Raw genomic sequence first — 11,390 nt, 5'->3', positions numbered from 1 at the left:
GTCATAGCTTTCGAGAAAGTTGACGCAACGCAGCAGCGTGGTCTTGCCGCTGCCGGAAGGGCCGATGACGGTCACCACCTCGCCCTTCGCCACCTGCAGGCTGACCGAACGCAGGACCTGGACGGTCCCAAAGGCTTTGGAAACGTCCTGGACGTCGAGAAGGGCCGGGGTGTTTTTCGGACTTGTGGACATTGCTATTCCCGGATGAAGGAGAAACGCCGCTCGAGCCGCCGGCTGGCGAGCGAAAGGGCATAGTTGACCGCGAAGTAGATGAGCGCGCCGAGAATATAGAGCGGCATGGCCTCATAGGTGCGGCCGATGACCTGGTTGATGGCCTGCATCAGGTCGGTGATGCCGAGCAGCGATACCAGCGCGCTGCCCTTGACCGCATCGGTGACGCCGTTGATCCAGGGCGGCAGGAAGCGCCTGAACGCCTGTGGGAAGATGACGTAGGCGAGCCGCTGTCGAAAGGTCAGCCCGATCGCCATCGCCGCCTCGGACTGCCCTTTCGGAATGGAGCCGACAGCGCCTCTGAAATATTCTACGACCTGGGCTGTCTTGAACAGGGTCAGCGCCAGCACGGCGGCCCAGAACGACGGCAGATGAAGCCCGATGGCCGGCAGTCCGTAATAGACAAAGAAGATGAGCACCAGGATCGGGATGCCGCGGATGGTGTCGCTGAAGATGCGCACGGCCCATTGCAACGGCACCGGGCCATAGACGAGACCGACGCCCATGATCACGCCGGCAATCAGCGAAAATACCACGACCAGCAGGGATACCCACAGTGTCAGCGCAAAGCCCTGGGCGAGGAAAGGTAAGGCATAGGCGATCTGGGTCAGCATATCAGCGCGCCGCCCTGAACCGGCGCTCGACAAGCCGAAGCGCAAAAAGCAAGATGTAGCCGGTCACCAGATACATCGCCGTGACCACGAGATAGACCTCGACGATGCGGAAGGTGTTGAAGTTGATCCACTGGGCGCCATAGGTCAGCTCCGGCACCGAAATGACCGACGCGACGGAGGTGTCCTTGAACAGCGATATGAAGGTGTTGGACAATGCCGGCAAGGTGATGCGCAGCATGGTCGGCAGGCGCACGTTGAGCAGCCTTTGCCAGGGTGTCAGGCCGATTGCCTTGCCGGCGTCCAGCTGTCCGCGCGGAACGGCTTCGAGCCCGGAGCGAAACACCTCGACCAAATAGGCGCCGCTATAGAGCGACAGCGTGACGACGAACGAGGTCGGCGCGCTGTAGGCGATATCGACCACTGTCGGCAAGCCGTAGAAGACGAGGTAGACGAGCAGGATCAGCGGCACGTTGCGGATGAATTCGACGTAGGCGGCGATGATGGTGCGCACGATGCGTCCGGCAGACACATACCAGACCGCCAGAACCAGGCCGATGACGATGCCGATGGCGATCGATATGACGGCGAGTTCGAGACTGAGCAGCAGTCCGCCCCACAGCTTGTCGAAGTGCCGCCAGATCAGGTTGAAATTAAGGGCATAGCCCATGCGTCCGCCTCAGTGCCGCAGGCTTAGAGCGGTTCACCGTTTCACGGAAACGGCGACCCGCTCTAACTCTTTGTTTTGACGCAATTCCGGACGAAAACCGTTTCACACTTTTCCTGGAATTGCTCTAGGGAGGCGGAAGGGCGCTGGATACGCCCTTCCGCCCGATGCAGGTCAGATGGCTGGGAAGCCGGGATGGCGCGCCGGCGGCTCCTGTCCGAAATAGTCCTTGAAGGCGGCATCGTAGAGTGCGTTTTCGTGGCCGAACATGGCGATGGTGAAGGTCGCGTTGACGAAGGTCAGCCAGTCAAGGTCGCCTTGCCGGAGTGCCGCGCCATAAAGCATGCTCAGCCAGCTCTTGCCGGCGTCGAAATATCTGTCCGGATTGCGCGAGGCGAGCCAGCGCACCGTGGACAGATCGACGGCAGCGGCGTCGACGCGTTTCGATTCCAGTGCCTGCAGCACGTTGGCCTGGGTATCGATCTGCATAACCTGGCACTCGGGCAGCACCGAATGCACCTGCGCCTCGGCATCGACATTCTGCAGGATGGAGACGCGTGTCGCCGAGCCGCCGGCAAGCAGCTTGTCGAAGGTCTTGTTCTCGGCGGTCGGAAGGCTCAGCAGGGCGACGCCCTCGACATAGTAAGGCCGGGAAAAATTGACCAGCTGCGAGCGCTGGGCGCTCATCGTCATGAACTGAATGGTGATGTCGACCTTGTTGGTGGTGACGTTGGGGATGCGCTGTGCCGGATCCTGCATCACGAACTCGACCTTGGTCGGATCGTCGAAAAGGCCCTTGGCAAGAATGCGTCCCATGGTGATGTCCATGCCGACGAGTTCGCCGGCATCGTTCTCGAAGTGCCACGGCGCATTGGTGCTGCCGGTACCGACGATCAGCTTGCCGCGATCGAGCACGGTGCGCAGCAGGCTGTCGGGTGCTGCCTGAGCAGCGGCCTTCTGGGCATCGACGGCTACCGCCGCACCCACGACGCCGGCCGTGGCCAGTCCCGCCATTCCCAATTTCAGAAAATCACGTCTTCCGGATGTGTCGTTCACGGCGACCTCCTTTCGTTTGTGTTCCCCTTGCACAGGCAATACACGCGTCAGTGACGTCGAAGCGATTGTCTCTTACAAGAGACGTGTGTATCCTGTACAGGACAGATACTAACACCGGGAATCAACAATGCAAGATGGCAATGCCTCGGCACTTTCAGCCGGCGAGAAGATTTCGGGCTCCCGTGAAAAGGGGCTCAACCGGGTGCTCGAGATTCTGGAGTTTCTTCACACGACCCAGCGCGCGATCGGCATTGGCGACCTTGCCAAGGGCGTGCACGCGCCCCGTTCGACGACCTATACGCTGGTGCGGTCGCTGGTCGATGCGGGACTGCTGGAAATGGAAGGCGACGGCAATCGCGTCTATTTCGGCAAGAAGCTCTATCTCTACGGAATGGACTATGTGCGGGGCAACGACCTGTTGAGGCGGGGGCGCCAGGAGGTCGACAATCTGTCGCGCGAGACCGGCGAGACTTCCGAACTGTGCATGCTGCAGAGCGGCCGCTATACGATCGTCCATGCGAGTCCCGGCACCAGGCCGTTCCGCATCAGTTCCGCCACCGGCTTGCAGATACCGCTGCCCTGGACGGCCTCGGGGCGGCTGCTTCTGGCGGGGCTGGAGAAGGCTGAGATCGAAGGCATGGTGTCGGACGACGATCTCGTGCTGCCCGACGGGCGCAAACTGCGGCTCGACGATTTCGTCGCCGACATCGCAAAAGCGCAGGTCACCGGCTATTGCGTCACTTCGGGCCTTGTCGATGCCTATACGAAGTGCCTTGCCGCGCCGGTGTTTTCAGCGCCGGGCAAGGTCGAGGCGACCATGTGCCTGGTGGTCCCCATCGATACGTCCGAGGAGCGGACCGGCGAACTTATCGGCCTGCTGCGTGATCGTGCCGCGAGACTTTCGATCGCAGCCTAGGCATGCGAACGAGCGAATGCCAGTTCATGCAATAATGTCGGGAATGATCTTGTCTTCCAGCGCCATCAGCCGATCCTTGAGGAACAGCTTCTTCTTCTTCATGCGCTGGATCTGCAGCGGATCGCAGGCCATGGCGATCATCGCGTTGATGGCGGCATCGAAATCGGCGTGTTCCTGCTTCAGGCGGGAAAATTCGAGGCGAATATCGGCCTGTTCCTGATCGGACATTCTCTACCGTCTGCACGTCTGCGGCGCCCAAAACTGGGCCTGATTGGGCGGGACCGGGTGTTTTGTCACCGGCGTGCAGCCCATATCACATTTCAAGGTGTCGTGGAATGCTACCACGGATCATTCGACATCGCCCGCGGAAGGTGACACACTGTCACCGTGCCGTCACAGAAGCGAACCTGCGGTGGACGCGCCGTGACGGTTGCAATCGAGGAAAACCATGAAAGGGAGAACCAATCATGTCTCTTGCATCCCATCTTGATGAGTTGCAGCGGAAACACGGCGACATCGAACGTGAAATCGATGACGCGATGAATCATCCATCGGTCGACGACCTCGAAATCGTGAATCTCAAGCGACGCAAGCTGGCACTCAAGGACGAGATTGAAAAACTAAGAGGCAAACCGACCACGCATTGACGCCCTCCTGACATAGCCGCCCAATATCCGCGGCCTCTTTTCCCGGCGGCACCCCGCCGCCGGCGTGGAGGGTTTTGATTTTCCAGCACCGGTCTGTCAGCCGAAGCTGGACTTGCACCCGGCTCAATCTCCGCTTCGGCCGTCGCCCGTTTCGCCAGATCATCGATTGTTTCTGGTCGCCGGCGGCGGGCGATTCCGGCCAGTGGCGACCTGTCGCCATTGACAAGCCATCTTTGCTCCTCCACCTCATGCCCGGACCTCAGCGCATCGGCCCGGGGCGTCGTTGTGCGTCCATGCAGGACACAAGATGCTCCAGAGACAAAAGGCTGCCGGCATGACCGGATATTTTTCCTCTCCTTTCCCCCGCCGCACGTCGGTCGGCGTCGATGTCGGCGGCGTGGTCGTCGGCGGCGGCGCGCCCGTTATCGTCCAATCGATGACCAACACCGATACGGCCGATATCGACCAGACGGTTGCGCAGGTCGCAGCGCTGCACCGGGCCGGCTCGGAGATCGTGCGCATCACCGTCGATCGCGACGAGAGCGCCGCCGCCGTGCCGCGCATTCATGAGCGGCTTCAGCGGCTTGGTATCAACGTGCCGCTGGTCGGCGATTTCCACTATATCGGCCACAAGCTTTTGGCCGATCATCCGGCCTGCGCCGAGGCGCTGGCCAAATACCGCATCAATCCGGGCAATGTCGGCTTCAAGGACAAGAAGGACCGCCAGTTCGCCGATATCGTCGAGATGGCGATCAGGCATGACAAGCCGGTGCGCATCGGTGTCAACTGGGGCTCGCTCGACCAGGAGCTTTTGACCCGGCTGATGGACGACAACCAGGACAAGGGTTTTCCGCTGACCGCGCAGGAGGTGATGCGCGAGGCGATCGTGCAGTCGGCGATCCTGTCGGCCGAGATGGCGGAAGAGATCGGCCTTGGCCGCGAGAAAATCATCCTGTCGGCCAAGGTCAGCGGCGTGCAGGACCTGATCGCCGTCTATACCGAGCTCGCCACCCGCTCCAATCATGCGCTGCATCTCGGCCTGACCGAAGCCGGCATGGGCTCGAAGGGCATCGTCGCTTCGTCGGCCGCCATGGGCATCCTGCTCCAGCAAGGCATCGGCGACACCATCCGCATCTCGCTGACACCGGAGCCGAACGGCGACCGCACGCGCGAGGTGCAGGTGTCACAGGAATTGCTGCAAACCATGGGGTTCAGGCAGTTCGTGCCGATTGTTGCCGCTTGCCCCGGCTGCGGCCGCACCACCTCCACCGTGTTCCAGGAACTCGCCCAGAACATCCAGGCCGATCTCAGGAAGAACATGCCCGTGTGGCGCGACAAATACCCCGGCGTCGAGAACCTCAAGGTCGCGGTGATGGGTTGCATCGTCAACGGCCCTGGCGAGTCCAAGCATGCCGACATCGGCATTTCGCTGCCCGGCACGGGCGAAATGCCGACGGCGCCTGTCTTCGTCGACGGCAAAAAGGCGGCGACGCTGCGCGGGCCGTCGATCGCCGCGGATTTCGAGAAAATGGTCGCCGACTATATCGAGCAACGGTTCGGTCGCGGCAAGGCCGCGGCCGAGTAGAACCGATGCAGCGTTTCCTTTGGGCAGCGCTGATCCTGCTGTACGGGCTGACCTGGTCGACCCTTGTGCAGGCCGATCCGCCGCAATCCGCCAAGCAGCGGCTGATCGACAAGGTCTGCAATCTGATCCAGGCGCATGCCGACCAGAACGGCCTGTCCAGGGATTTCTTCGCCCGGCTGATCTGGAAGGAAAGCCGTTTCGATCCCAACGCCGTCAGTCCGGTCGGTGCCGAAGGCATTGCCCAGTTCATGCCGGGCACCGCCAAGATGCGCGGGCTCGCCAATTCCTTCGACATCAACCAGGCGATTCCGGCTTCGGCCAGATATCTGGCCGAAATGAAAACCGGCTACGGCAATCTCGGCCTGGCCGCCGCCGCCTACAATGCCGGCGAGAGCCGGGTGTCGCGCTGGCTCAGCTCCGGCGGTTTCCTGCCGATGGAAACCGAAAGCTATGTCTTAGACATCATGGGCGAACCAGCCGACAAGTTCACCGACCGGGCCTATGCCGGAAGGGTCGAGCCGCTCGACGCAAAGACGGATTTTGCCGTCGCTTGCCGAAAACTGCCGGTGATCATGTCGCGGACGGTGGCCATGGCTTCGATCAACATAAAGCCATGGGGCATCCAAGTGGCCGGCAATTTTCGCCGCAGCGCCGCGATCAACCAGTGGGTCAGGGTAAGGAGCCGGTTCCCGGCCCTGCTCAACGGGCATGATCCGGTGGTCAGCCGGGTGCGCACGCCGATCGGCCGGCGCGGCATCTACGCGGTCAGGATCGGTGTCGACCGCCGCGCCGATGCCAACGTTATTTGCCAGAAATTGCAAAGTGTCGGTGGGGCGTGCGTGGTGGTGCGCAACCGGTAATTTGGCCGCTGCCGGCATGGTGTTTGTCCGAGAGAGGCATTTAAAAGCGATAGCCGTGACGTCGCATCCAGCAAAGATTTCAGCTATAGCGGCCGCCATCCTTACTGGGCGGCGGCCCTGTCTTTGACGAGCAGCATGGGCCTCAACATGTTCGATGGATACATCATCTGCGGCACGCCGAGGACCGGTAGCACGCTGCTGTGCAAGCTTCTGGCATCCACGAAGACGACTGGCGATCCGCACTCATTCTATCGGCGGCAGGATGTGCTGGAGTGGGCTGAAGAGTGGAAGCTGCCCGATCGCGACACGATGAGTGAGCTCGACTTCAATGTCGCCTATCTCAACGCGGCGATCGCTGCCGGCAAGGGTGGGACCGGCCTCTTCGGCCTTCGCTTGATGCGCGAAAATCTGGATGAACTCTCGGCAACCCTCGACCGGATTTTCCCGAAACTGCAGTCGGACAGAGCGCGTCTTGAAAAGGCCTTTGGCCGCGTCCTCTACATACACCTCTCGCGGGAGAACAAGCTCGCGCAGGCTGTCTCCCTGATCAAGGCGGAGCAGACCGGTCTTTGGCATATCGCTCCCGATGGCACCGAGATCGAAAGGGTCGCACCGCCGAAAGAGCCCCAATATGATTTCGAGCGTATCAAACGAGAGGTCACGGAACTCGAGACCTATGACGCGGCCTGGAACATTTGGTTCGCAGAGCAAGGCATATCCCCGCTGCGCGTCGGCTATGAGCGCCTTTCAGGCAATCCGGCTGCGACGTTGCTAGGCATCTGCGAAGCCCTGGGAGTCCCAGCACCTGACGAGGAGGATGTAAGCCCCGGCGTTGCAAAGCTTGCTGACGCGACAAGCCTCGACTGGATGCGCCGCTATCGTCTGGAGGCTGCCGCCGTCTGACGCATCCTCATGGATGCAGTCAGGCGGTCTTGGCCACGACGGTCTCGCTGAGCCAGGTGCCGATCTTGGTGCCTAGGCGGTCGGGCGAAACGGGCTTCGGCAGATAGTCGTCCATGCCTGAATCGATGCACTTGTCGCGATCGCCCTTCAGCGCGTGCGCGGTGACGCCGATGATCGGGATGTGGGCGCCCGTCGAGACCTCCATCGCCCGGATGGCGCGGGTCGCCTCGTAGCCGTTCATTTCGGGCATCGAAACGTCCATCAGGATCAGCTTGGGGCGCAGCGCCCGGTACATTTCGACCGCCGTGCGGCCATTGCCGGCGATACGGTAGCTCAAGCCCAACCCATTGAGGATCTGGCCGAAGACCAACTGGTTCACGTCATTGTCCTCGGCAATGAGGATGTCGATCGGTCCGTTCGGCGCGGTTGTCGATTCCGGCGCTGCCGCGACCGGCATTGCCGGGCCGCGGATGACGGTGAAGGCGGGCGGCGCTGCCAGGGAAGCCTGCACGATCGGTTCGCGGACGAACCGCGCCTTGCCGACCTGCGAACGGGCCTTCTGAATCACCGAGATGACGGTGCCGAGCAGCACCGCGGAGCGCGCCGGTTTGGTCAGATGAGCGGCAATGCCGAAGTCGATGATCATCTTGCCGAAATCGGCCTGGTCGACCGAGGTCAGGATAACGATCGGGATGGCCGACAGGCGGCTGTCGGAAGCAATGGCTCTGGCGACGTCGGCGCCGTTCATGCCCGGCATCTGGTAGTCGAGGATGATGCAGTCGACGGCGGCGCCGAGTTGAAAGGCGCGGTCGAGGAAGGCCAGGCCGACGGCGCCGCTTTCGGCGGCGGCACAGTCGAAGCTCCAGCTTCTGAGCTGCTCGAGCAGGATTTCGCGGTTGACCGGATTGTCGTCGATGACCAGCACGCGCGCGCCGGTGACGTCGACCGGCACGATCTCGTCGCGCGCCGCGGCCTGATGCGCGGGCAGCGGCACAGCGAACCAGAACACGGAGCCACGGCCGATCTCGCTTTCGACGCCGATCTTGCCTGCCATCAGGTCGACGAGGCGGGCGGCGATGGCCAAGCCCAGCCCCGTGCCCTCATGGCGGCGGGTGGACGAGCCGTCCACTTGCGCGAATTTCTCGAACACGTTCTGCAGTTTCTCGGCCGGTATGCCGATGCCGGTGTCTTCGACGCGGACCTTGAGCTGGACCACGTCGTTGACGATCTCGCCGCCGACATCGATCAGCACATGACCCTTCTCGGTGAACTTCACGGCATTGCCGAGCAGGTTGGTGATGATCTGCCGGAAGCGGCCGGCGTCGCCGACGACATGGGCCGGCAGGCGCGGGTCGACACGCACGATCAGTTCGAGGTTCTTTTCGGCGACGCGCGCCGAGACCAGCGTCGCCACATCCTCGACCGCCTCGGAAAGGCGGAAGGGAGCAGGGTCGAGAGTGAGTTGCCCGGCATTGATCTTGGAGAAATCGAGGATGTCGTTGATGATGGTGAGCAGCGCGTTGCCGGATTTGACGATGACGTCGGTGAAGGTCTTCTGGCGCGGGGTCAGATCGGTCTTGGCCAGCAGTTCGGCCATGCCGAGCACACCGTTCATCGGCGTGCGTATTTCGTGGCTCATATTGGCCAGGAATTCCGATTTGGCGCGGTCGGCGGCCTCGGCCTTGAACAGGGATTCGGCGGATTCGGCAAAGGCGCGGCGGATTGCCACTTCCATCGGGCGGAAGATCCAGAAGGCGACGATGGCAAGTGCCGCGAACAGGATGCCGCTCGCCCACAGCAGCAGCCTGTCGCTTGAGGCATCGGCCAGGTGGCGCTCATCATCCATGGCGGTGCGGACGCGGACCAGCATCGGCTGGGCGAACAGGTCGTTCTGGTTGCGGATTTCGCGATAGCTCCACTCGTCGACCTTTTGCGCCATCGACATCAGGTTGAAATTGCGCACCATGTCGCGCGGCGACCAGAACAGATCGCCGTTGACGGAAGCGGACTGGAGTTCGTTGACGGTCTTGATCGACAGCCGCGGCTTGATCGCCGCAAGCTGGGCGGTCAGCGTCTCGATCTCGCCGGTCAGGCGCTCCGAATGGCCGCGCGCCGATGTGGTCAGGGCATCGCGTGTCTCCGCCCGCCAGGCGGTGCCGGTGGTCTCGGCGAAGCTGGTCGCGTTGCGCAGGTCGCGGGTGAAGATGACGAGATTGCTGCTCAGCGCATCGATGTCGCGGCGAAAGGAATTGACGCGGTCAAGCGCAATCACGATACCGGCGGAAGCCAGCGCGAAGATCAGCAACCCTGAAATATAGCGGATCCGGACCGACCGGATGAAGGACGAATATTCAGGCATGCGCAACCCCAACACATACGCACCATTTTAATGGCCGGGATTACGCTTCATTTACATTAAAATTTCGTTCGTGAGAGGGCAGGCAGGCCATGCGAACCGCCGGATGGACAGCGCGCCTAGACCGCTTCCACGACGAGGGCGCGGATGCGGCCACGCACCGGGCCTTCCCCGAACCGTTTCCCAAGGGCATTCGCCACGTATCGCGTCGCCTCCTCCAGCGAGCCGCCGCGCGCCTCGATCTCAGCCCGCAGGGGTGTGCCCTGGCAATAGGCCGTGGCCGCCTCATATGGCGACGAAGCGGCGCTGACGGCATCCAGCGGCTCTATGGTGATGTTACCGAAGCCGGCGGCATGAAGGTCGGCGCGGATGACGTCCGCATCGTGATAGCCGTGCGGCGTCCTCGCCATGAAGCGCGGCGGATCGGCCGGGAAAAAATGGCCGAGCGCCCGCGTCACTTCCTCGGCGAACTCGTTGTCGTCGATGGCACTCCAGACGTTGAACAGGAAGTGCCCGCCCGGCCGCATCACCCGCCGCGCTTGGCCGTAGGCGCCCACCCGATCGGGGAAGAACATCGCGCCAAACTGGCAAACCACGGCGTCGAACTCTGCGTCCTCGAAGGGCAGCGCCTGGGCGTCGGCCTGCCGCCAGGTGATCCGAGGATCGTCCGCCATCCGCGTGCGCGCGTGGTCGAGCATGGGCTGGTTGAGGTCGGTGACCACGATGCGGGCTTGCGCCGGCAACTTTGCTGCCATCGCACGTGTCACCACACCGGTGCCCGCCGCCACTTCGAGCACCGATTGCGGCCCGAGCTTCGACACCCGCTCTGCCAGATCCCGTGCATACGGCTCGAAGATCAGCGGCACCATCGCCCGGTCGTAGACCTCGGCAATGGAACCGCTGAACAGCTTGTCGGTGGTCGACATGGCACCCCTCCAACTCTACCCGCACCGCGTGCGTGCCGTGCGGATGGCAAAGCGATGTCGATCCTCTGCCTCGGCAGGCTTCCGCTCAAGTTCTATTTCTGAATTGGCCGGCGGAGGATGAGCGAACTTTAGTCAGCTCGATATCTCGGCTGGCGCCAACCTCAACTGGTGCGGGTCGCCACGAACGTTGCCGCTTCTTTCAGCAACTGGGCGTCGTCGCCATAAGGATCAAGCAGTGCATGCGCCTGCTCGACGAGGCCGTGCAACTGGTTGCGAGCCCAATTCGCACCATGCAAGGCCACCAGCGTCGCCTTGCCGGCGGCGGCGTCCTTGCCGGTTGCCTTGCCCATCTGGCTGGCATCGGCGGTCAAATCGAGCAGGTCGTCGGCAAGCTGGAAGGCAAGACCGATCGCCGAGCCGAATTCGGCCAGCCGCTCGCGGTCATCGGCCGGGGCGCCGGCGATGAGGGCACCTGCCTCGCAGGCGAAACGGATCAGAGCGCCAGTCTTCATCGCCTGCAGCCGGATGATGCCGGCCTCGTCCGGCGGCGTCTGTTCGGCTTCGAGGTCGAGCTTCTGGCCGCCGACCATGCCGCCGGGTCCGGCGGCGCGGGCCAGCGCCAGCACCAGGGC

13 protein-coding genes are annotated in these 11,390 nt (G+C 62.6%); 5 read left to right on the top strand and 8 right to left on the bottom strand.

The annotated features are described in order from the left end of the window. The 4 genes from EN939_RS07520 to EN939_RS07505 form a co-directional block, all read right to left on the bottom strand. Positions 1-192, bottom strand: a 192-nt coding sequence (locus EN939_RS07520) for an ATP-binding cassette domain-containing protein (protein ID WP_164750906.1), incomplete at its 3' end; no start/stop codon positions are given. Between the two features lie 2 nt (positions 193-194). Next, complete coding sequence (locus EN939_RS07515) at positions 195-845, bottom strand: amino acid ABC transporter permease (protein ID WP_127267518.1); 651 nt, start codon at positions 843-845, stop codon at positions 195-197. Between the two features lies 1 nt (position 846). Continuing rightward, complete coding sequence (locus tag EN939_RS07510; RefSeq protein ID WP_127267517.1) at positions 847-1,512, bottom strand: amino acid ABC transporter permease; 666 nt, start codon at positions 1,510-1,512, stop codon at positions 847-849. 171 nt (positions 1,513-1,683) lie between these two features. Further along, complete coding sequence (locus EN939_RS07505) at positions 1,684-2,565, bottom strand: transporter substrate-binding domain-containing protein (protein WP_127267516.1); 882 nt, start codon at positions 2,563-2,565, stop codon at positions 1,684-1,686. A gap of 127 nt (positions 2,566-2,692) precedes the next feature. On the opposite strand from EN939_RS07505, the gene EN939_RS07500 reads away from it, so the two are divergent. Further along, positions 2,693-3,481: an IclR family transcriptional regulator gene (locus EN939_RS07500; protein ID WP_127267515.1), complete on the top strand. Its 789-nt coding sequence runs from the start codon at positions 2,693-2,695 to the stop codon at positions 3,479-3,481. A 24-nt stretch (positions 3,482-3,505) separates the two neighbouring features. On the opposite strand, the gene EN939_RS07495 is transcribed toward EN939_RS07500, so the two are convergent. Then, complete coding sequence (locus tag EN939_RS07495; protein WP_013529216.1) at positions 3,506-3,709, bottom strand: YdcH family protein; 204 nt, start codon at positions 3,707-3,709, stop codon at positions 3,506-3,508. Positions 3,710-3,948: 239 nt separating this feature from the next. Between EN939_RS07495 and EN939_RS07490 the strand changes: the two genes are divergently transcribed. The 4 genes from EN939_RS07490 (at position 3,949) to EN939_RS07475 (ending at position 7,476) form a co-directional block, all read left to right on the top strand. Next, complete coding sequence (locus EN939_RS07490) at positions 3,949-4,128, top strand: YdcH family protein (protein ID WP_013529217.1); 180 nt, start codon at positions 3,949-3,951, stop codon at positions 4,126-4,128. A gap of 334 nt (positions 4,129-4,462) precedes the next feature. Next, the gene (ispG, locus tag EN939_RS07485) at positions 4,463-5,713 is read left to right on the top strand and encodes a flavodoxin-dependent (E)-4-hydroxy-3-methylbut-2-enyl-diphosphate synthase (RefSeq protein WP_164748833.1); all 1,251 of its coding nucleotides are present in this window, start codon (positions 4,463-4,465) and stop codon (positions 5,711-5,713) included. A gap of 5 nt (positions 5,714-5,718) precedes the next feature. After that, positions 5,719-6,573 (top strand): lytic transglycosylase domain-containing protein, encoded by an 855-nt coding sequence (locus EN939_RS07480; RefSeq protein ID WP_127267513.1) that lies wholly within the window; start codon positions 5,719-5,721, stop codon positions 6,571-6,573. A 147-nt stretch (positions 6,574-6,720) separates the two neighbouring features. Continuing rightward, entirely contained in the window at positions 6,721-7,476 is a 756-nt protein-coding gene (locus tag EN939_RS07475) for a Stf0 family sulfotransferase (protein ID WP_164748832.1), read from the top strand. 19 nt (positions 7,477-7,495) lie between these two features. On the opposite strand, the gene EN939_RS07470 is transcribed toward EN939_RS07475, so the two are convergent. From EN939_RS07470 to EN939_RS07460, 3 genes are all read right to left on the bottom strand, one after another. Next, a complete protein-coding gene (locus tag EN939_RS07470; protein ID WP_127267512.1) occupies positions 7,496-9,835 on the bottom strand; it encodes a response regulator in 2,340 nt (779 codons plus the stop codon). Between the two features lie 116 nt (positions 9,836-9,951). Further along, on the bottom strand, positions 9,952-10,758 hold the full coding sequence (locus EN939_RS07465) for a class I SAM-dependent methyltransferase (protein ID WP_127267511.1): 807 nt from the start codon (positions 10,756-10,758) through the stop codon (positions 9,952-9,954). A gap of 161 nt (positions 10,759-10,919) precedes the next feature. Further along, positions 10,920-11,390 (bottom strand): polyprenyl synthetase family protein (locus EN939_RS07460; protein WP_206528269.1); only part of this gene is annotated, 471 nt, incomplete at its 5' end.

The organism is Mesorhizobium sp. M7A.F.Ca.CA.002.05.1.1 (genome assembly GCF_003998335.1).
Taxonomy (GTDB): Bacteria; Pseudomonadota; Alphaproteobacteria; order Rhizobiales; family Rhizobiaceae; genus Mesorhizobium.
This window is presented reverse-complemented; position numbering and strand designations above follow the sequence as displayed.